This window comes from Nostoc linckia z4, from assembly GCF_002608075.1.
Taxonomy (GTDB): Bacteria; Cyanobacteriota; Cyanobacteriia; order Cyanobacteriales; family Nostocaceae; genus Nostoc; species Nostoc linckia.
Genome location: NZ_LAHA01000004.1, coordinates 279,800 through 300,729 on the forward strand (window position 1 = coordinate 279,800; position 20,930 = coordinate 300,729).

Genomic DNA, 20,930 nt, shown 5'->3' on the forward strand with positions numbered 1-20,930 from the left:
CCAACCATCATTAATTTTTTTGAGCTAAGTACTTACACAAAATTAATTACACACATTTTTTCTCTATTGCCTATCTCCCCGAATGAAATTAATTTTGCTTGACTACTTAACCCAGAAGGTGCTTTTATTGTTGCCGTTATCAAAGGCTGGCAGAAAGCCGAAGCACAAGATTAAGGAAACTCCGCTTTTTCTTCTAATCCTGTGGACGATGCAGCGAAATTGATGAGCGATTTGTCAAGGGGGCAAGTTGTGGGAGCGGGATGTTAAAAATTTTCCAGAACCGAAGCTAGACTTGTTCTTGTTCTACCTCTTGTTGAATGCCTATGAATTCTCTTCTTAAATCGTCGTCAGATGGTCTTTTAGGAAAATCCTCGTGGGTGTATATCCACAACAGATAAACAATACGCCTTGCATCATAGACCACATACATGAAGCGACATTGCCCCGCAGCACCATCTAATTCTGGTGTTCTAAACTTGATTTTCCTGAATTTGAAGTCCGGTTGATGCGAACCTTTAGGAAAACCCTCATCCTCTGAAAATGAATTAGAGCTAGGATTTTCACGGAGTTTGTCTATGTAGTGTTCTACTAACTCCAAAAAAGAATTCCTAGCTCTTTCGTTTTTACGGTAGTGACTTTTAATTAGCTTCTTTAGGCTAATATCAAACCTCTCTAAGCGCCTCATCTGATAAGCTTCGCAACCAGTCACGGGTTTCCTCCGGTTTTAGCTCTTCACCCTGGTCTGGGCATAAATACAATTGTTCTAGGGTATCAGATAAAACCCCTTGATAGCGAGGATCTTGACGCTCAACCGCATCTAAAATATTTTCAACCAACATATCCAAAGCTTCTATACAAGACCAAAAAGCTTCTGCCTGATTAGTTGCGTTTACAAACCACAAGTAAATTTTTGAGCGAATTTTACGCGGCCAGCTAGATATTCCCTTGGGTGGTGACTCAATCAAGGCGTATGCAAGGTCTGTTAGCACTTTTCGATCTTCCTCTGGAAAATTGCTCCACTCCTGTTTAACCTTGCTAGCTAGCCTACGAAATTTGACAGCCAATTCATCAAATTTTGATGATGGACTGATTTTTCTATGCCATATCTGCCGAATTTCGTAAGAATCGATCACAATTGCAGTGGACACCGCTACACTCTCCCAATTAGCTGCTATTCATTAACAACAACAGATTTAAATAAGTTTTCCACCTTAACTAACTACATTTACAGTTTCACTTGCCGTGTATATACGCCTTCAATCTATTCTATGACAATAGATACTTGCTGTCTTCCGCAGTCAACTCAAAGTTGATGTTTGATTATTTCTGTTACACAAGCAATCAAAGTGCAATCGACTTGTTTTATAATTGCATAGCCAGCTATGCAATCAAGCAGAGTCTTGCAAGCAAGACGATCGCATCACTTTTAAAGAATTTTTCAACCAGTTATGCCCTGTTATATGTCATCCAAGCAAGGAATTTGCTGATTGTGGCGATCGCTTGAGCCAAGAATATTCATAACGTGCTACTGAAATATCAGTAGTGTACTAATGACACACCAAAGCTTTTTTCGCAGCCATCGCTTATGCCAAGAGATCCCTTTTACTTGGATATCTAGATATCCAATAGGCTAGGCACAAGCGATCGCTCTATTGCAAAGTTGGGTAACATCATGTTACTGAAAGCGATTGCTCCTATGTTGGGGGTTTGTGAAAATTTTTCAAGAATAGAGCCAAAAATTCACTTTTTAGCATTCCAGTCAATCAAGCTTACGCCCTTTGAGCTTGCTTCATTACACTTAAATCGTAGTTTTACAGGCTACCTTGAATATACTATTGAAAATATGTCTTTGAGCGCATAATATTAATGGAGTGGACAGTTAAATTTCATGATGACTTTGAGCCGGAGTTTGACGATCTACCAGAAGAAGTGCAGGATGAGTTGTTTGCTCAAGCTGTTTCACTGGAAGAATTTGGCCCTCAACTAGGGCGGCCAAAGGTTGATACGCTCAAAGGCTCAAAGCACCCTAACATGAAAGAGCTGCGTTTTAAAGCAGCAGATGGTGTATGGCGTGTAGCATTTGCATTCGATCCAAAACGAAATGCAATCTTATTAGTGGCTGGTGACAAGTCTGGCGGCAGTGAAAGTCATTTCTACAAGCAACTTATAAACAAGGCTGACGCTAGATTTACAGCACACTTAGCCCAATTGCGACAAAAGAAAGGTTGAGTTAACTATGGCTACAACTTTAAAAGAAAAGCTAAAAAAATTACCACTCGAACGCCAAAAGCAAATCGAAGACAGAGCAGAAGTGCTTATAGCTGAGGAAATGACCAGACGGGAACTCAGGCAATCATTAAAATTGACTCAAGCACAAATAGCCCAGATCCTTGAGATCGATCAAGGGAACGTTTCTCGAATTGAACAGCGCACCGATTTAATGCTTTCTACGTTGCGAAAATACATAGAAGCATTGGGAGGGGAGCTACAACTGGTTGTCAGGTTTCCTGATGACCAAGTTATTACTTTGAAAGAAGCCTTTGACTACGAGGAGCTAGAGGAAGATTGCCCTCCACCTCTGGCTTTAGCCAGTAAATAATTTTGATTGCTAGCAAAACTATAAGTTGTTGTACTGAAAAGCGGAAGTGCCCTTATTAGAGGCGCTTCCGCTTTTTTCTACCAAGGGTATGGGACGCGATCGCCCTATTCGAGATGTGCCAAAATTTTTCAGCAAGAGCGTAAGCCCTTACCCAAATCGCTTTTTGAGTAACTTCAGGTTATTGAAAGCGATCGCCTTATTTAGGCTCATGAAAAATTTTATGTTCGCTTTTTTTGGCGATAACCCTACGGGTTATCGCCAAAAATGGCCCCTCGTTTCTCTAGGTCACGCCTCAAGTTTTCTCTAAGACGTTCGACAATTAAGGTGTTCATAAGGACAGCATGTAGGTAGGCACTGCTCAGGTCGGCACTGCTCAAGATGGTACTGTTCAGGATGATACCGATCGCGATGGCAGTGCTCAGGATAGCACCAATTAGATTGGCATTTCTCAGGATGGCACTGCTCAGGATGGCACCAATTAGGTTGGCATTTCTCAGGTCGGCACCGCTCAGGTTGGCCTTTCTCAGGTCGGTATCGCTTAGGTCGGTATCGCTTAGGTCAGCATTGCTCAGGTTGGCACCGCTCAGGTTGGCACCACTCAGGTTGGCACCGCTCAGGTTGGCATCGCTCAGGTCAGCATCGCTCAGATCTCGACCTTCAGATGCCTGATTAACAATTTCCCACACCAAACGCCATTTGTTGTTAATTATTGTTGTTTCGTCAATGATGGCATCATGCAGAGAAACACGGTTCAGGTTGGTAGTTTCTAGGTTAGTACCTCTCAAGTCAGCACAATTCAAGTCAGCACCTTCTAGGTTGGCACCTTTTAGGTTAGTACCTGTCAGGTCGGCACAGCTTAGGTCAGCATTACTGAGGTTAGTGCCTCTCAGGTCTACACTACTCAAGTCAGCATCGCTTAGGTCTCGACCGCTAGCTCCCTGAGCAATAATTTCTTGGACTAAACGAATTTTATCTTGCTCTTCACCTGTAGTGTCGCTAGATAATAACTGTACATTTTCAACAGGCATACCCAATACTTGCATCCCTGTTTTGATTTGCTTCTCAAGCCTTTTAAGACCTTCTCGTGAACCGCTGAAGGTTATTTTTATACTGCCTTTTTCAATCCTATCAATTGTTAAACTTGCATCCTTTGAAGCTTTTTGCATCAACACTAGCAAAGCTGCCTGAACATCGGGATTATTAAGGACGCTTTCTACATCACCAGTAAGTGTAATAACGAGTTGTTCTTTACAGTTAGCATTTTGGTTTTTTGCTAGGGATACTGGAGAAATCAATACTTGTGTAGCACTGCGCTCCTCCTGGAGAAGCTCACAGTTTTTTTCTCGTTCTGTGTCCATACCAAGATTCCTGCTGGATTGCTGGTCTTCTGGCTCCAGTTGTGCAATCTCTCCCCACTCCAAGTCTAGTTCATTGCACATAGCTTCAAAGAAGTGCTTTGCAACAGGTCGCCTAGCAAAAAATTTGATTACGGTCTGTCGAGTGCAACCTACCCCTCCTGCCAAGTATTCTTGTGTCCAACCTTTAAGCTTGAATGCTGCCTTAGCTTTTTCCAGCCCATCTGTCGATGCTCGGCATGACCTACCCATTGTCAACCTGCCACAACTATTACATTAGTTTTACACGAGTCCATTACACTTAATGAAAGCGCTCGCCACTTGTTAAAAATGGCGAGCGCACTTCGACTAAGACCCTGTATCCGAGCCTCTATCTATTCGTTGGTTTTGCTCCTGCTGAGTTGTCACTGTGGTAGTGGGATTGCTTTGCACGTTAATCGCTGGTGGATTAACCACAGAAGGTGTAGCAGGTCTTAATACCATCACAGCAAACCCAAAAAACATTGCTGCTATTGCCACAATAGCAACGTTATTGCTGCTGTCTTTACTCACAGCACTTACCAGGTTCTTCAGCAGTCCATAAAACTGCTGTTGGGTTGTGGCGTTTACTGCCCTTAAAAATAATGAAGGAGCATTTAACTTATCATTGGAAGTGCGGGGTCTACGACGATTGAAATCCATTGTTGTAACCTCGTGTTTTCGATGCTTACCTGGATGTTCTCCAGGTTTTTTCTTTCTTTTCTTAAGAATAAAAATTTCAAGCTCAACCTTGGTCAAAGTAGGCTGTTAGAGTTATGTAAGAGTTATGTCAAAGTTGAACTCACAGCTATGACGCGATCCGTTAGAGCATCGAAAACAGGGTTAGAAAAAGCTAAAGAAGCATTTAAGCTCAAGGGTTGGACACAGGAATACTTGGCAGGGGGATCGGACTGTTCTCGACAGACCATCAACAAATTCTTGAAGGGACAACCTGTTGATAAAAGTAAATTTCAAGGCATCTGCACAGAACTGGGTTTAGAGTGGGGTGAGATTGCAGAGCTAGAAGCGGAGGAAAGGCAAGCAGTCAAAACCTTTAGTGTTGATGAACTAGTGCAAGAGGTACGGGAAAAGCTAAGACCTTATATCCAACAACGCTATGGCACAATGCGAGTACTGGATATGACTGAGCCTGTTGATTTAAGTGACATTTACACTGATGTTAATATTTTTGGCAAAATAACTGGACGCAGACGATTGGAGATTGCAGACCTATTAAAAAACTCCGATCCAGAAAAATTTGATCGCATTGGGCTTAGCCCTATAGTTGGGGAGAGAATACCAGGGCTAGAAGCAGTTCAACAGCACAGTAAGTTAATGGTGTTGGGTAAACCAGGAGCCGGGAAAACCACATTTCTCAAGCATTTGGCGATACAGTGCATTAAAGGGCAGTTTTTTGGCGATCGCTTCCCGGTTTTTATCACACTCAAAGATTTTGCAGAAGCGGACAAAAAACCAGATGTTCTGGAATACATTGCCCTACAGTTATCTAAATGCAAAGTAACAGATGGCAGCACCAAAGCAGAACAACTTTTAGAACATGGGAAAACATTGGTTTTATTCGATGGATTGGATGAGGTTCGAGAAGAGGACGCTAAGAGAGTATTGGATAAAGTTGAAGAATTTTCCTACCAGTTTCATAAGAATCAGTTTGTTATTACTTGTCGGATTGCAGCTAAAGAATACACTTTTAAAGATTTCACCGAAGTAGAAGTTGCAGATTTTAACTCTGACCAAATAGCTACTTTTGCTCAAAACTGGTTTCGCCAAAGTGACCCAGTTAAAAGTGAGCATTTCATCCAAAAACTCGATGAAAACGAACCAATTCAAGAACTGGCAACCAACCCTCTATTGTTGACTTTGCTTTGTTTGGTATTTGGTGAAGTTGGAAATTTTCCCAACAATCGTTCCGAACTTTACAAAGAAGGAATAGATGTGCTGCTAAAAAAATGGGACGTTAAACGTAACATTGAACGAGATGAAATCTATAAAGGACTTTCTTTGAAGCGCAAAGAAGACTTGCTTTCACAAATAGCCCTAACTACTTTTAAACAGAAGGACTATTTTTTCAAGAAACAGACAGCTGAAAAGTACATTAGTGAGTTTATTTACAACTTACCTAATGCTCGTACTGAACCGGAGGAATTAGAAGTTGACAGTGAAGCAGTTTTAAAATCAATTGAAGCACAGCATGGTTTATTAGTTGCAAGGGCAACGAACATTTATTCTTTTTCTCACCTAACATTTCAGGAGTATTTTGCTGCTAGGGAAATCGTTGCTAATTCTGACTGGGAGAATCTGGTAAAGCATATTACCGATAAACGCTGGCGAGAGGTCTTTTTGTTGACAGCAGCCATGATGCGGAATGCAGATAATTTAGTAGAACTAATGAAGCAAAAAATCGATGGTTTAGTGGCAAAAGATGAAAATTTTCAGCGTTTTTTGAAATGGATTAGTCAGAAATCCGAGACAGTTGACACTTCATGCAAAATGACTGCTATTCGTGGTTATTATATTACTCGCGCTCTTGCAGAAACCCTTAGTTCTGCTAATCCTCGGGACGCTATAAAACTTATTGAAGAACTTCCTCTTGTTAGCAGCCTTGATTCTAATTTAAAAGATGAGAAACAAAAAATATCCCTAATAATAAACCATTTCACAAAATCGGGATCACAGTTTAGCAATTTACATAAGAAATTGTTACAGCAGTATTACGATGCTAATAAATTGCTTGTTGATTGCCTCAACAGCGAGTGTTACGTCAGCCGAGAAGTGCGACAGCGCATTGAAGATACATTGCTACTGCCAGTTAAAACTAGCCTCTAATAGCTCACCCTTAGAGTTAGGATAACTACTGAACGAGTCATACTAGAACTAAATAATCTGTTCTTTGACAGTTCCAGGAAAATTTTCCTGCTTCTCTTCACACTGCAAACTTCTCTGTCTCCTGAAAAGAAAGGTGAGCGATTCGCTTGTCGCCTGCTTTGCCAAATTCTGGCTCACTGACAAACCAAACATGAAATTGAGCAAAGTAGGAAACATGACTTGCACCCACCATCACCTCGCTTTCCTCGGGAGCAATTACCCTAGTCCTGAGCTATCGCTCTTACCAAGAGCATCTATCTATTTTTGCAGTCCTTGAAGAATACTTATTTTGGACTCACAACTGGGGGGGCGATCGCCAAAAATGCTCCTCGTTGCTCCAGGTCACGCTTCATATCCTCTGTAAGACCTTTGCTCTCTACAAAAAAGGCATTCATAACAATAGTACCGCTCAGGTTCGCGCCACTCAGGTTTGTACCGCTCAGGTTAGCACCGCTCAGGTTCGTACCGCTCAGGTTTGCACCGCCCAGATTGGCATCAGTTAAGTTGGCAAGTATAAGATTTGCACCGCTCAGATCGGCATCAGTTAGGTTGGTAAGCATCAGGTTGGCAAGCATTAGTTGGGCATCAGTTAGGTTGACACCAATCAGGTTGCCACCAATCAGGTTTGCACCAATTAGGTTTGCACCAATTAGGTTTGCACCAATTAGATTTGCATTGCTCAGGTTGGCATGGCTCAGTCCGGCATTATTTAAATCTCGGCCTTTAGCTCCTTGATTAACAATCTCCCAAACTAAACGCCATTTGCTATCAATCTGCGTTTTCTCATTAATATTTGCACCACTGAGGTTGGCATGGTTTAGATCGGTATGGCTTAGGTTGGCACCAATCAGGTTGGCATAGCTCAGGTTGGTATGTCTCAGATTGGCACTACTCAGGTTTGTATCGCTCAGGTCGGCACTGCTGAGGTTAGCATCTCTCAGGTCGGCACTACTCAGGTCGGCACTACTCAGGTTTGTATCGCTCAGGTTTGTATCGCTCAGGTCGGCACCGTTCAAATGTCGCATCTTAAGTGGCTGACTAGCAATCTCCTGTACTAAACGCCATTTTTTATCAGACTCGGTACTTTCATTGTCTATACCTTGCAAAGACGCAGTGTCAGTTATTTTTCTATTTTTTCTGCCAAGGCTTGGGTCTGTCATTGTCTGATAATGGATATTTTTAAAAAGCGATCGCTTACGCAATCTAAACTAGAGCATCATACAAAGAATACTTATTTTGGATTTAGAACCGGAGGGCGATCGCCAAAAATTGCCCCTCGCCGTTCTAAGTCATGCTTCATGTAATCTGTGAGTCCTATACTGTCTCCAAAAAAGGTATTCACAACATTAGCACCAATCAGGTTGGCATTTCTCAGGTTGGCATTATTCAAGTTAGCACCACTCAGGTTGGCATTTCTCAGGTCAGCACGGCTCAGGTCGGCATCGCTGAGGTTGGCATCACTGAGGTTGGCATCGCTGAGGTTGGCATCGCTGAGGTTGACACGCCTCAGGTAGGCACCACTCAGGTCAGCACCACTCAGGTCAGCACCACTCAAGTCAGCACCACTCAGGTAGGCACCAATCAGGTCGGCGCGGCGGAGGTCGGCATCACTCAGGTTGGCACCACTCAGGTCGGCGCGGCGGAGGTCAGCACCACTCAGGTCAGCACCACTCAGGTCAGCACCACTCAGGTTGGCATCACTCAGGTCGGCGCGGCTGAGGTCGGCATCACTCAGGTTGTCACCACTTAGGTTGACACCACTCAGATCGACACCACTCAGGTTGACACCAGAAGGCAGTCTTTGACTTTTAGATCGCTCAACTGTATCATCTGAAGTTTCAGCAAGTGCACCTTTCAAGATTGCAATTTCACTTTCAGGAACATCACCAGCAATAGTCAATGCTAATCGGTCTTTATCAGAAGTGGAATTTGGGAGTGCTACAAACTCAACATTTTCTATAGAAACGCCTAATACATCTTCTAGCTGTCCCGATCTGAATAAATTTTCTAGTCGCTCAAGTCCTTCTTGAGAGCCTTCCAAAATCAGTTTTATACTACCAGGCTCAATATCAATAATTTTGATAGAAGTATCTTGAGCTAATTCTTTTAAAAGAGCAGCGATCGCCTTTAATTTTGCTATGTCCTCTGGAGAGACAGTACCAGCAATGGCAAATGCATAGCTTTTTTTATCAGTTAACACCTGTGTAGTAGCGATCGACTCTTGAATAATTTTATCTTTATCAATGACGTTGAGTTCTTCTGATTCTGACTCAAATTCTGCAATCTCACCCCACTCTAAACTCAGTTGCGTGCAGATGGTTTGAAATAGACGCATCTCAACAGGTCGTCTGGCAAAAAAATTAATCACAATTGCTCGACTACAGTTAGAACGTCCTGCTAGGTGGTCTTGTGTCCAACCTTTGACTTTGAATGCTTCCTTAGCTTTTTGCAATCCTTGTTTCGATGCTTGGCATGACCTACCCATTGTCAACCTGCCACAACTATTACATTAGTTTTGCACAACTCCATGACACTTAATTAAAGCGATCGCCACTTGTTAAAAATAGCGATCGCACTTCGATTAAGACCCTGGCTCGAATATTAAGGGATAACGCTCGGTCTTCGCCCTCACGTTATCCCTTAGTATTCGAGCGAAGCGGTCTTCCAGTTCGCCTGCACTACACAATTAATTTGTTTAACCCTTTTTGTTCTTCAGGTTTCTGTAGCTCAGCAAGAAGTATTTGTGTATTTAGGTTCGGAATAAGCTAAAATTGTGCTTTTTTTGACTGAAAATTGAGTACGTATTAGCATTTGCTTAACCGTTTATTAACCTTTCTGTCACCCTCAAATAGTACATTACTGTAGTCTATTAAAAAGCGGTTAAAGCAAAGCTTATTTTAGTTTAAGCTTTGCTTTAACCGTTGTTCTATAACTTTTAAACTTTGAACATGATACCAAAGTCTATTTCCAAAGAGACAATTCTCGGAATAATTGTCCTAGTTTTAGTTGTCGGTTCTCTAATCCTAGCGATTGTGGATTCTTCAACTCGTGCAACTTTTGCTGATTTGACAAAAGTTGCAGTAGGTACGTATATAGGACTTCACATACCTTCACCTAATCAGAAAGTTGGGCGTTAATTCCACCTTCACTTGAGTGGCGGATCTATTCGTTGGATTTGCTCTTGATTAGTTGTCACTGTGGTAGTGGGATTACTTTGCAAGTTAATCTCTGGTTGAGCCACAGATGTTGTTGGTCTTAACACCATCACAGCAAACCCAAAAAACATTGCTACTATTGCCACAATTGCAACGTTATTGCTGCTGTCTTTACTCACAGCAGTCATCAGATTTTTGAGCAGTCCATGATACTGCTGTTGGGTTGTGGCGTTTACTTCCGTGATAAGTGCTTCAGGAGCATTTAACTTATCATTAGAAGTGCGGGGTCTACGACTGTTGAAATCCATTGTTGTAACCTCGTGTTTTCGATGCTTACCTGGAGAACATCCAGGTTTTTTCTTTCTTTTCTTAAGAATAAAAATTTCAAGCTCAAACTTGGTCAGACTAGGCTGTTAGAGTTATGTAATAGTTGTAATAGTTATGTCAAAGTTGAACTTACAGCTATGACGCGATCCGTTAGAGCATCGAAAACAGGGTTAGAAAAAGCTAAAGAAGCATTCAAGCTCAAGGGTTGGACACAGGAATACTTGGCAGGGGGATCGGGCTGTTCTCGACAGACCATCAACAAATTCTTGAACGGACAACCTGTTGATAAACAGATATTCCAAACCATCTGCACAGAATTGAATTTAGAGTGGCGTGAGATTGCAGAACTGGAAGCTGAAGAAGAGCAAGCCAAGACTTTTACCATTGACGAGCTAGTGCAGACAGCACGAGAAAACATTCGCGACAGCATTCATCAAAAATGCACCACCATGCGAGTGTTGGATATGAACCAGCCAATAGGACTGGATGACATTTATACCAGCGTCAATATTTTGGAGAAAATCATTGGACGCAGACGACTAGAAATAGCCCAACTTCTCCAAAATTTGTCTTTGAATAATTTTGAGCGCTTCAGTTTGGGTGATGTGCGCGAGAAAAGAGTCCCTGGCTTGGAAGCAGTAAAAAAGTACTCAAAGTTGATGATTTTAGGGAAACCAGGAGCAGGCAAAACAACATTTCTCAAACATTTAGCACTCCAATGTATTGAAGGTAAGTTTGAGCCAAAGCGTATTCCTTTATTTATTTCGTTAAAAGATTTTGCTGAAGCAGAAGCTCAATCCACTTTATTGAATTATTTAATACAGCTTTTTACAAATTATGGAATCGCGCCCAACACGCAACTTAATACTGGATGGCTAGCATCTCTTGCAAGATTGGGTCTCAAGAGCGCAAATCAGTCTGTCGATCTGACAGCTATAGAAGAACTACTCAATCAAGGCAAGTTTTTAATACTGCTAGATGGACTGGATGAGGTAAGAGATGCAGATAGCAAAAGGGTCTTACTACAAATTCGAGACTTTTCAAATCAGTTCCATAAGAATCAGTTTGTGATGACCTGTCGAATCGCTGCACGAGAATATACTTTTGAGCAGTTTACTGAAGTTGAAATTGCTGACTTTGACGAGCAACAAATTGACAGCTTTGCGAAAAAATGGTTCAAAGCAAAAGACGATCCAGTTAAAGGTGAGCGATTTATTGAGAAGTTGAAAGAGGAGAAGCCGATTTTGGAATTAGCAACCAATCCTCTTTTATTAACGCTTTTGTGTTTGGTATTTGGAGATAATTTTAGCTTTCCACAAAATCGTTCTGAACTTTATAAAGATGGCTTAGATGTACTGCTCAAGAAGTGGGATGGGAACCGAAATATTGAACGTGACCAAGTTTATAAAAAGCTATCCCTAAAACGCAAAGAAGATTTACTCAGTCAAATCGCTTGCTTAACTTTTGAACGAGGTGATTACTTTTTTAAGAAAAAAGACATTGAAAGATACATCACCGACTACATCCAAAATTTGCCAGATGCTAGTACAGATCCAGAGGCACTGCAACTAGATAGCGAAGGAGTACTAAAGTCAATTGAAGCTCAACATGGATTATTTGTAGAACGAGCAAGAAGTATTTACTCTTTTTCTCATTTGACTTTTCATGAGTATTTCACTGCCAGAAAGATTGTTGCCAGTGCTAACCCACATGCAATAGATGACAAGACTTTGCAAACCTTAGCCACCCACATTAACGAAAATAACTGGCGAGAAGTCTTTTTACTTACGGCTGGGATGTTGGAAAGTGCAGATTCCCTTTTGCTGTTGATGAAACAGCAGATTGATGAACTCGTAATAACTGATGATAAATTGCAGCAGTTTCTCAGATGGGTTGAGCAAAAATCAAATTCCGTAGAAGCACCCTACAATAGAGCTGCTATTCGTGCTTTCTACTACGCCCTCGCCCGAGGTCTCGACCTCGCCCGATACCTCGACCGAGGTCTCGCTCTCGACCTCACCTTCGCCCGAGGTCTCGACCTCGCCCTCGCCCGAGACCTCGACCTCGCCCAAGACCTCGACCTCGCTCAAGACCTCCCCCTCGGCCAAGACCTCCCCCTCGGCCGAGAACTCGCCCGAGGTCTCACCCTCGCCCGAGGTCTCACCCTCGGCCGAGAACTCGCCATCGCCCGAGACCTCGACCTCGCCCAAGACCTCGCCCTCAACCTCGCCCTCGCCCTCGCCCGAGACACCGAATTGCAGCATAAGTTACAAAAACTTAAACAAGAACTACCAAATTTGAAGTCACAAAACTTAGAAACGTTCAAACAGTGGTGGCAGGGAAATAATCAAGCTTGGATTAAACAATTCAGACTAATAATAATTGAGCATCGTAGTATTGGACATGACTGGCAGTTCAGCATCGAACAAAAACAACTATTGCAGCAGTATTACAACGCCAATAAGGTACTAGTCGATTGCCTCAACAGTGAGTGTTACGTCAGCCGAGATGTGCGACAGCACATTGAAGATACATTGCTGTTACTAGTTAAAACTAGCCCCTAATAACTCACCCTTAGAGTTAGCATAGCTGTTGAACGAGTCGTAGTAAAACTAAATAATCTGTTCTTTGACACTTCGAGGAAAATTTTCCTGCTTCTGTTCACACTGCAAACTTCTCTGTTTCCTGAAAAGAAAGGTGAGCGATTCTTTTATCTCCCGCCTTATCAAATTCCGGTTCTTTGACAAACCAAACATGAAATTGAGCAAAGTAGGAAACATGACTTGCGCCCACCGCTATCTCACTAGCACCGGGAGCAATTACCCGAGTTCTGGGCGATCGCTCTCGCCAAGAGGAACTATTTATTTTTGCAGTCCTTGAAGAATAGTGATTTTGGACTCAGAACTGGGGGGCGATCGCCAAAAATTGCCCCTCGCCGTTCTAGGTTACGTTTCATATCCTCTGTAAGACCTGTGCTTGGGCCAAATAAGGTATCAAATTTTTGATTGGCTAAGGAATAGAACTAAATGAGATGTGCAAATAATTTTGTATGGCTACTGACTATGTTGGTTTTCATATCTTAAGGAAAACTATTATCTCTGACTTGCAAAAAAGTATGCCAATGCACCTGAAACTAAAAAAGAGCTAGCTGGAGCTATAGTATCTATATAGTTTGCAAGTTCTTTATCAGTCGTATCCGTCTCAATAAAAGTGAATACTATGCAACGCCAAGTCAGTAGAATATTCCAGATTAAAACCATTACTAAAGCAAGCTTAAAAGGCACTAATGAACTTAGTCTTCTATCTGAAATTTCTTGACCAAATATTCCCCCAGCGATTACTCCAAAGTGAATAGAATAGACAACCAATACTTTTATTATTAGGTTGATAAGAGAATCGCCCCCATAATCTCCTTTAATGTAAGGAATAATAATCAATAAGATTATAAACAAAAAAAAGAATATGAAAATATAAAGCAATATCGCTCGCGCCTTTCCAATTGTCATGTTTACTTATTTGTGGTAGCTGTTTATTATTTATTAAAAACACTATATTTTTTTAAATTCATTAAGAATTTGATCTATTAAATTACTAGCAGATCTTTTTGTTTCTTCACTAATATTTGTTTGACTCCATATTGCTTCTCTTCTGCGCTTTTCACGAATCAGAGATTGAACACGAAAAATAAACTTATTTCCTTTACTATCATAAGGTTGCGAAATAAGTAGTGCTACCTGACCTCTCAAATTATTTGGTAAACCGCTCAGTTCAATGTACGGAGTAAGAAAAAAGAAAAGATTATCACGTTGAAAAGGTTTAATGCCTAAAGGAAATTTTTTGTTGAACACACCCAACGCAATTTCTTGAAATGTAGGAGGAGATACCCAACTTTCGCTTCTAGCCGTTTCTTGGAATTCACTTTCTTTTGGTATATCAACCCCTCCTAAAAAATTTAATCTTCCTGAAGCTTGAACGATAGAATTTGAAGTTAACATCCTGGTGTCCCATTCAACAATAGAGTTTACTGTTCCAGGAGATTCTGGTGTTATACCATCTGGTGTAATAGTAGAGTCTGGTGTTGTAGACTCTGATGTTGCGCCAGGTATTCGAGTAGGTGTCGCAGTAACACCATTATGAGAGGAATCAGCAACTTGGGAATCCTCATTTGCCTTGAAAACTTTATATTCAACTATTTTTATAATAGAATTATTAACTGGGTCTCTAAATTCAACTTCTGGTTTTTCCGCAAAATAAATGAGATGTCCCTTCGCTGGAACAGTACCTATCTGTTTTATATAAACTGTATCCCGCCCCTCAATTCTATAAATGTAATCAAGCCTATACAGAGTTTGTTTGTGAGGCGTTGTAGCTACTTCTACCTTTTCAAATTGAACATAAGAATTTTCTTGAGATTTTACAGTAGTGGCTACAGATAGTAATATCAAAAAAGTAAAAAGTGTAATTTGTATAAATTTTTTATGTATAAAAATAGCCATTTATTAATACTCATTATAGATTTACAAAATAAATTTTTTGTTAGTCTTAAAACTACATCTATTTTTAGTATAATGCTTATTTTTTCTGGAACATCTAACAATTGGGAGAGGAAAAAGTGGAATTAATAAACAAATGATTATCGCCCTGGTGCATGAATGGAGCGATGCCTGCGGCAACCCCTTCGGTGTACGTAAGCGTAAACTATTTAAGCCGGAACATATTCGCAAAGCTTGGCAACGTTTAGGTGAACAAAACTGGTTAACCAAAAATTAAACTAATATGATGAGATAAAAAAATCACTCATGATTTACCCTGATGTTAAACGAGTACACTCAGGTTGAACTTCCTCTCATCAACCAACTCAAACTTATGGGTTGGCAGCATTTTGAAGGCGGCATTGATGTTCCTTACCTCATGGAAAGGCAAAGCTTTCGAGATGTACTATTAACGGAAAGACTACACAAAGCCATCTGCCAAATCAACCTTGATGATCGAGGACAACCCTGGCTCGACGATGGGCAAATCACCTACTAGTTGATTGCCTCAACAGTGAGTGTTACGTCAGCCGAGAAGTGCGACAGCACATTGAAGATACATTGCTACTGCCAGTTAAAACTAGCCCCTAACAGCGCACCCTAACTGCTGAACGAGTCATAGTGGAACTAAATAATCTGTTCTTTGACACTTCCAGGAAAATTTTCCTGCTCCTGTTCACACTGCAAACTTTTCTGTTTCTTGAAAAGAAAGGTGAGCAATTCGCTTATCTCCCGCCTTGTCAAATTCCGGTTCTTTGACAAACCAAACATGAAATTGAGCAAAGTAGGAAACATGACTTGCACCTACCATGACCTCGCTAGCACCGGGAGCAATTACCCTAGTTCTGGGCGATCGCTCTTGGTACTCTCGTACCTTATCAATTAAAGTAAGTTCGGTATTTATTGGGGGCAATTGTCTGCGCCTGACATCGGATTCGTAATACATTGCCCCCAAAATCCGCATATCTTGGTCTGTACAGTAAACACTGAAAGTCCACAGATGCGGTTGCTCGAAAACTGGCCCATCGCCAATGCCATTGCCATTGGCTGAGTATTCCAATTTACCCCCATCGATAGCTCTAGCTCTGGGGAATTTCGGGTCTACAAATTTACTGAAGCTAACAGAAAGACTATCAAGAATTAGAGTGATACTGCTAGTCATATATTGGCATTCCTTACCGCATTTTTGGAGATGTTGCTGTAGATATCTGCGGCATCGCTCACGGGGTTAGCAGTGGTTACATTAAGTTCGGATGGGCGAGAGGCGATCGCTGTTAAATTGGTATTCATTTTTTGTAGTTCAGCGACAACATCTTTGTTCGACAATTTAGCGGAATCCATTGAAGTGCCAGAACTACTCATTCCTTGGGATATCTGGTTGCTCCATTTGGCTAAATCTTCGAGTCCATTGTTGGTGATTGGAGTGAATTTAGCCAAAGTATCTGATGGTGTAGACAGGGGCTTGGTTAACGGATCGGGGGCGAAACTTCGGCTAACTGGACTTTGACTAACAGGTGTAACTTCTTTGTGGGCAATTTGTTTGGGAACGATTTCCTTGGGCGAGTTCCCGTCTGGATTATTTGCAGCCAACCTTTCTTGCTCTGCCTTCTCGTCCGCCTCATGTTTGGCTTTCCTTCCAGCTTCAATGCGGGCAATTTCTTTGGCTCTGGCTTCTGCAATTTCCAAAGCCGCCGCTTGGTCTTGTGCTGCATGTGCAGCATCGCGCTGCGCTTGGGCTGCTTCCTGCTGAGCTAGTTGTGCCTTGCGGGCGTTGTCGGTCAATTCGCCTTGCATTTCTACGCTGCGCTTGGCTGCATCGATGGACTTGGCAGCTACTTCCTTGGATAAATCTGCGGCCTTGACTTCATTTTGGGCAATGGCGATCGCGTTTTGGTCACCGAGTTGTTGAGCCTTTTCTAGATTAGCCTTGGCTTGAATCTGGGCTTGGCTAGCCTTAGAGTCGGAGATTTGGGCTTCGAGTAAGGCTATTTCAGCCGTTAACTTGGCTCGGCTAAGGTCGATGTCTAAAAGTAAGCGAGCTGCCTTTTCCTCGCGCTGGGCAGCTTCATCTTGTTGTTTTGCTAATTCAGTTTGAAGTTGTCGCCGCTGGGATAAGATATCAGCTTCAGAAGTATCTGCAAATCCAGAAGCTTTTAGCTGGGCATTGAGAACATCTTTGACTCCTGAATCTAAATTAGGGTCGCTATCTAGTTTGCGACGTGCTTCTACTGCCCGATTTACTGATGCCAGCTTGCTATTTGCTTTGACATCGCCAAGATTAGCGATCGCCTTTTGCAAATTAAGTTGGCTCTCCAACAAATCCTTATCTTGCTGTAAGGTTTGCAGCAGGCTATTACGAGCATTCTTTTCTTGTTCTAAAAAATTTAGTGTCTGGTCAAAAGCTACTTTCTCAGCATCAGCCCGTTCTTGAATTGCTCGAATCGCTTCATCTTGGAGTCGCTTAAATTCGGCAATTTGCTGGTCTATTAGCTCTACATTTTTTTGGGAGATTTGTACTTCTATTGCAGTCCGAAGTTCAGCGGCTTTTTGAGCTGATATAACTTTGTTTTTTTCGTTTCGATCGACATCAGCGGCTTGCTTTTCTAGTAACTGAAGTTGTTCTATTGATGATTGTCTTGTAATAGCCGCTAATTGTCCCGCAGCGTCTCTAGCCGCTTTATCCGTAGCCCCAGCAGCCAAGAGCGTTTGCTTGGCTACTAAAATACGTTGATTGGCACTTAAAGTAATGCTAGCCTCAGCGGCTTTGTTGCTGCGTTCTAAATCCGCTAAGATTTTATCGTTCGCGTCTTTTCGTGCTTGAACTTCTTTATTGACCTGCTCAAGGGATAAAGCGATTACACGCTTTTCAATTTCAGTTCTCAGGTCAGCAGCTTGTTCTTTGGTTTTAAGTTTTTTCGCTTCTAAATAATTAACTTGAAGATATTCTTTATTAGCTAAAGCAAGCCTTTCCTTAATAGCTTCTTGTTCAACTGCCAGGACTTTATTAGCAGCAGCTTCAGCATCAATAGTACCATTAGCTTCTTGCTGTTTGATACCGATAGTTGCTCTACTTGCCTTATTATCTACTGATGCCAGTTTTTGAGCATTAACTCTTTCAATTACCTTAAGTTCGCGCTCCCGTGCATTTTCTTCGGCTTGGACTTCTTGCTCAATATTTTTGAGTTTTAGATTTTTGAGATTGGTATTAATTTCTGCTTCTTGCTCAGCAAACTGTTGAGCCGTAATCGCGTTACGCGCCCTTAAGTCTTTAATACGTTTAAGCTTATCTTCCTCAGCAGTAATTTCACTTCTAATGCTCGCGGTCTTAGCCTCGGTTATTTGCTTATTAGCTTCCTCGTTTGTGATAATCCCCTTAAGTTCTAACTCTCGAATGCCAGTAATTTTTTCAGTTTCAATATCTATAATGTTGCGAGCAGCAGTTTTAGCAATGATTTCTTCATTTTTTAGGGCTTCTTCATTGGCTGCTTTTTTCTGAGAAACTAAGTTCTGAGCAATCTGCGATCGCAAGTTGGCGCTTTCACCTTCAAGCTCTTTAATTTTGTTATTAACTTTTTCAATTTCTTCAGGTTTAGCTCCTACTTTAGCTGCCTCTAGTTTAGGGATTTCAGTAGCTATTAATTGTTTTCTTTCTTCTAATCCCTTCTTTTCGGCTGCCAGTAGTTTGGTATTAGCCTTCTCTTGGCTAATATCTCCATTAGCCAACTCTTCATTGATAGCAGCCTTTTTCGCATCGCTGGCAACAGCAATTTCCTTGGTGGATTTATCATAAGCTTTTCCCAAAGCTTCGACATCAAGGATTAAATTTTTTAACGATTGGGAGTTATTTTTATTAGCTTCAGTATCAGATTCAACTTGCAAGACTCGTTTTCTTAAAGCTTGCTTTTGAGCCTCTAAATTATTAATATTTGCTTCGATTAACTTCTGTTGTTCTATGGTGGGAGCTTTTTGAGATTTGAGAGTATCAATGTAGTTATTTAATACCTTGATTTGGTCGGAAGCTTCTTGTTTGAATTTCTTAATTCCCTCAGCACCCAAACGCTGTTTATCGGCGGTATCTACTGTCAACAGACCATATTTAGCCAAGATGTCATTAGAAGCACTCATCGTCTTGGCAGTTTCGTCGAGCTGCTTGTCCAAGGCAAACATCGCTAGCTGATTACCGCGTTGTTCGGCAGTTAGAACAGCTAACTCATTTCCATAGGTTGAAGTAACATCGCTGGTTCCCCCAAGGGCTTGATCTAGTTGGGCCAGTCCCGCCCGCGCTGCTTCAATTGGCCCGGATTTTGCTAAGGTTTGCCCCAACAAGTCAAACCCACTAGCTGCTGCGGCGGCTTTTGCTGCCGTTTCCCCAAGTGTAGAATTACCCTTTTCCAGGCTGGCTTTAAACTCCAGCATTTTCCGGGTATTCTCTTCAACCTCTTGACCAAATTTAGCGCCTTCGGAGCGTTTGAAAAGCTCAGAGACGGCATAAATAGCACCGCCGACCAAAGCCGCTTGTCCTGCCAGGACTGCCAACTTGCCAGCAAATCCTAAAGTAGCCGTAGCAGCACTTCCAGTCGCAACGGCGTAGACATTACGGGCGGCGGCGGCGGCTCCAGATTGAACGGTACTCGCAGCCAGGGCCAAATTACTCAAAGAAAGTTGAGCCGTGAAAACCCCTGTAACAGCAGCAGAAGCAGTAGTGACGGCGGTGTTTGCTGTGGTCGCAGCGGAATTTAACCCTAATGCCGCAGCAGAAGCGGTAAACCCAGCCGTAACTATAGGACTTAACGCACTAACAGCAGCGATCGCTCCCCCCAATGTGAGCGTTGCTCCAGTCAAGCCGATGGTCACACCCAGGGTTTGCTTGACTGGTTCGGGCAGGGAGTTGAAAGCTTGGAGAATGTTAGCCGTCGCCGTCACAACTGGATTAGCGACCTGAAGTATTCCCTGTCCTAAACTAACAAAGGCTTCATTGGCTTGGTTTGCAGAACGCTTGAGTTGACCCTCAAAAGAGCTTGAAACCTTATCGGCAGCGTCTTTTGCCATCCCAGCGCTGTTTTGAATGTAGGCTAGGTTTTTATTGAAGAACTCAACGTTTTGTCCGGCACTGGGCATGATTGCTGCCACAGCTTCCACCGAACCAAACAGCTCAGTTAAGACCTGGGGAGTGGCGGCGCCCTTGGCATTGAGGTCTGCGAGGATACCTGATAGTCCCTTAGACTGCAAAGCCGCAGCGTTGAACTGTACGCCCAAATCTTTAGCAAGCCTACTGGCTACTAAAGTCGGAGATAAAACAGCAGTAATAGCCGCCCGGATACCCGCCACCGCACTAGAAGCCTGTACCCCTTTGGCGGTTGCCCCAGCTATATAAGCAGAGAATTCTTCCAGGCTTACCCCAGCGGCGGCGGCGGTCGTTGCAGCTTGCCCAATCAACCCCGCATACTGCGCCACAGTTATTTTCCCGGCGTTTTGTGTAGCGATTAAAACGTCGGTAATGTGTGCCGCTTTGTCGGCTGATTCTCCATAAGAATTGAGAATTGTCGTAGTCGCGTCGGCAACTGTATTTACATTGCTGAATCCACCAATTGCAGCGTAGGTGGAGTTTTTGAGGATGTTGGTAACATCAGCAGTTTTGGAATAGCCCGACGATAAAACCTCGTATGAGCTATTAAGTAGGTCTGTGGAGTTGGACTGATATCCCAACTCCACAGAGAGATCCCGCATCGACTTCGCCAGCCCATTGCTATCCTCTGTGAGGGTGGCTGCTTTAGCTTTTGCAGAATCGAAAGCGATCGCGGCTTCTTTGGCTTTGTCGGCAACAATAGATAAGGCAATGCCAGCAGTAGCACTCAATCCGCCAAGAGTAGCTTGTAGAGCAGACGCCGATCTTCTAGCTGGATCGGTATTCAGGTCTACATCCGGCAGTCCACTGAGCAAGCGCCGCAGCTCGGCAATATCCCTGGCAAGTTGTTCTCTTGCCAAACGGATTTGGATATCTACGGTACCTGCACTGGTCATTGGTTATTAGTTATTGGGCATTGGGCATCGGGCATTGGGC

At 42.5% G+C, this 20,930-nt stretch carries 21 protein-coding genes; 9 read left to right on the plus strand and 12 right to left on the minus strand.

All coding sequences use genetic code 11. From position 1 onward, the window contains the following. Positions 1 to 286: 286 nt before the first annotated feature. Together VF06_RS05935 and VF06_RS05940 are read right to left on the minus strand one after the other, a co-directional pair. Positions 287 to 685 (minus strand): hypothetical protein, encoded by a 399-nt coding sequence (locus VF06_RS05935; protein WP_257208114.1) that lies wholly within the window; start codon positions 683 to 685, stop codon positions 287 to 289. Then, positions 663 to 1,148 (minus strand): hypothetical protein, encoded by a 486-nt coding sequence (locus VF06_RS05940; protein ID WP_099065840.1) that lies wholly within the window; start codon positions 1,146 to 1,148, stop codon positions 663 to 665. The genes VF06_RS05935 and VF06_RS05940 overlap by 23 nt, the downstream gene beginning before the upstream one ends. Positions 1,149 to 1,368: 220 nt before the next feature. Between VF06_RS05940 and VF06_RS40375 the strand changes: the two genes are divergently transcribed. The 3 genes from VF06_RS40375 to VF06_RS05955 all read left to right on the plus strand — a co-directional run bounded on the left by VF06_RS40375 (position 1,369) and on the right by VF06_RS05955 (position 2,599). Next, positions 1,369 to 1,521 carry a hypothetical protein gene (locus VF06_RS40375; protein WP_180267261.1) on the plus strand — a complete coding sequence of 51 codons (153 nt, stop codon included), beginning with the start codon at positions 1,369 to 1,371 and terminating at the stop codon, positions 1,519 to 1,521. A 345-nt stretch (positions 1,522 to 1,866) separates the two neighbouring features. Then, on the plus strand, positions 1,867 to 2,229 hold the full coding sequence (locus VF06_RS05950; RefSeq protein ID WP_099065842.1) for a type II toxin-antitoxin system RelE/ParE family toxin: 363 nt from the start codon (positions 1,867 to 1,869) through the stop codon (positions 2,227 to 2,229). Between the two features lie 7 nt (positions 2,230 to 2,236). Further along, the gene (locus VF06_RS05955; protein WP_099065843.1) at positions 2,237 to 2,599 is read left to right on the plus strand and encodes a helix-turn-helix domain-containing protein; all 363 of its coding nucleotides are present in this window, start codon (positions 2,237 to 2,239) and stop codon (positions 2,597 to 2,599) included. A 245-nt stretch (positions 2,600 to 2,844) separates the two neighbouring features. Here the strand turns inward: VF06_RS05955 and VF06_RS05960 are convergent, their stop codons facing one another. Beyond that, complete coding sequence (locus tag VF06_RS05960; RefSeq protein WP_099065844.1) at positions 2,845 to 4,206, minus strand: pentapeptide repeat-containing protein; 1,362 nt, start codon at positions 4,204 to 4,206, stop codon at positions 2,845 to 2,847. A 96-nt stretch (positions 4,207 to 4,302) separates the two neighbouring features. Beyond that, positions 4,303 to 4,635: a hypothetical protein gene (locus tag VF06_RS05965; RefSeq protein ID WP_099065845.1), complete on the minus strand. Its 333-nt coding sequence runs from the start codon at positions 4,633 to 4,635 to the stop codon at positions 4,303 to 4,305. Between the two features lie 147 nt (positions 4,636 to 4,782). Here VF06_RS05965 and VF06_RS05970 point away from each other — a divergent pair, with 147 nt between their 5' ends. Continuing rightward, a complete protein-coding gene (locus tag VF06_RS05970; protein WP_099065846.1) occupies positions 4,783 to 6,816 on the plus strand; it encodes an NACHT domain-containing protein in 2,034 nt (677 codons plus the stop codon). A gap of 97 nt (positions 6,817 to 6,913) precedes the next feature. Here the strand turns inward: VF06_RS05970 and VF06_RS42425 are convergent, their stop codons facing one another. The 3 genes from VF06_RS42425 to VF06_RS05980 all read right to left on the minus strand — a co-directional run bounded on the left by VF06_RS42425 (position 6,914) and on the right by VF06_RS05980 (position 9,340). Continuing rightward, positions 6,914 to 7,048: a hypothetical protein gene (locus VF06_RS42425; RefSeq protein WP_257207468.1), complete on the minus strand. Its 135-nt coding sequence runs from the start codon at positions 7,046 to 7,048 to the stop codon at positions 6,914 to 6,916. A gap of 91 nt (positions 7,049 to 7,139) precedes the next feature. After that, on the minus strand, positions 7,140 to 8,015 hold the full coding sequence (locus tag VF06_RS05975) for a pentapeptide repeat-containing protein (protein ID WP_099065847.1): 876 nt from the start codon (positions 8,013 to 8,015) through the stop codon (positions 7,140 to 7,142). A gap of 71 nt (positions 8,016 to 8,086) precedes the next feature. Then, a complete protein-coding gene (locus VF06_RS05980; protein ID WP_218963788.1) occupies positions 8,087 to 9,340 on the minus strand; it encodes a pentapeptide repeat-containing protein in 1,254 nt (417 codons plus the stop codon). A 463-nt stretch (positions 9,341 to 9,803) separates the two neighbouring features. Here VF06_RS05980 and VF06_RS38980 point away from each other — a divergent pair, with 463 nt between their 5' ends. Continuing rightward, entirely contained in the window at positions 9,804 to 9,992 is a 189-nt protein-coding gene (locus tag VF06_RS38980) for a hypothetical protein (RefSeq protein WP_099076742.1), read from the plus strand. Between the two features lie 8 nt (positions 9,993 to 10,000). Here the strand turns inward: VF06_RS38980 and VF06_RS05985 are convergent, their stop codons facing one another. Further along, positions 10,001 to 10,318, minus strand: a complete 318-nt coding sequence (locus VF06_RS05985) for a hypothetical protein (RefSeq protein WP_099065848.1) — start codon at positions 10,316 to 10,318, stop codon at positions 10,001 to 10,003. 156 nt (positions 10,319 to 10,474) lie between these two features. Between VF06_RS05985 and VF06_RS05990 the strand changes: the two genes are divergently transcribed. Then, the gene (locus tag VF06_RS05990; protein ID WP_099065849.1) at positions 10,475 to 12,901 is read left to right on the plus strand and encodes an NACHT domain-containing protein; all 2,427 of its coding nucleotides are present in this window, start codon (positions 10,475 to 10,477) and stop codon (positions 12,899 to 12,901) included. Positions 12,902 to 13,429: 528 nt separating this feature from the next. Here the strand turns inward: VF06_RS05990 and VF06_RS05995 are convergent. Both VF06_RS05995 and VF06_RS06000 read right to left on the minus strand, forming a co-directional pair. Further along, positions 13,430 to 13,843, minus strand: coding sequence for a hypothetical protein (locus VF06_RS05995; RefSeq protein ID WP_099065850.1), 414 nt, complete (start codon positions 13,841 to 13,843; stop codon positions 13,430 to 13,432). Positions 13,844 to 13,885: 42 nt separating this feature from the next. Then, the gene (locus tag VF06_RS06000; protein ID WP_099065851.1) at positions 13,886 to 14,833 is read right to left on the minus strand and encodes a hypothetical protein; all 948 of its coding nucleotides are present in this window, start codon (positions 14,831 to 14,833) and stop codon (positions 13,886 to 13,888) included. Positions 14,834 to 14,966: 133 nt separating this feature from the next. On the opposite strand from VF06_RS06000, the gene VF06_RS40385 reads away from it, so the two are divergent. The 3 genes from VF06_RS40385 to VF06_RS43490 are packed head-to-tail and all read left to right on the plus strand — an operon-like array spanning position 14,967 to position 15,460. Further along, positions 14,967 to 15,107 (plus strand): hypothetical protein, encoded by a 141-nt coding sequence (locus VF06_RS40385; RefSeq protein WP_180267253.1) that lies wholly within the window; start codon positions 14,967 to 14,969, stop codon positions 15,105 to 15,107. Between the two features lie 42 nt (positions 15,108 to 15,149). Beyond that, positions 15,150 to 15,368, plus strand: a complete 219-nt coding sequence (locus VF06_RS06005) for a hypothetical protein (protein WP_180267262.1) — start codon at positions 15,150 to 15,152, stop codon at positions 15,366 to 15,368. Continuing rightward, the gene (locus VF06_RS43490) at positions 15,338 to 15,460 is read left to right on the plus strand and encodes an NACHT C-terminal helical domain 2-containing protein (protein WP_371411449.1); all 123 of its coding nucleotides are present in this window, start codon (positions 15,338 to 15,340) and stop codon (positions 15,458 to 15,460) included. The genes VF06_RS06005 and VF06_RS43490 overlap by 31 nt, the downstream gene beginning before the upstream one ends. A gap of 85 nt (positions 15,461 to 15,545) precedes the next feature. Here VF06_RS43490 and VF06_RS06010 read toward each other — a convergent pair whose 3' ends face one another. Continuing rightward, positions 15,546 to 16,031, minus strand: coding sequence for a hypothetical protein (locus tag VF06_RS06010; RefSeq protein WP_099065852.1), 486 nt, complete (start codon positions 16,029 to 16,031; stop codon positions 15,546 to 15,548). Further along, positions 16,028 to 20,890: a phage tail tape measure protein gene (locus VF06_RS06015; protein ID WP_099065853.1), complete on the minus strand. Its 4,863-nt coding sequence runs from the start codon at positions 20,888 to 20,890 to the stop codon at positions 16,028 to 16,030. The genes VF06_RS06010 and VF06_RS06015 overlap by 4 nt, the downstream gene beginning before the upstream one ends. Positions 20,891 to 20,930: the final 40 nt, after the last annotated feature.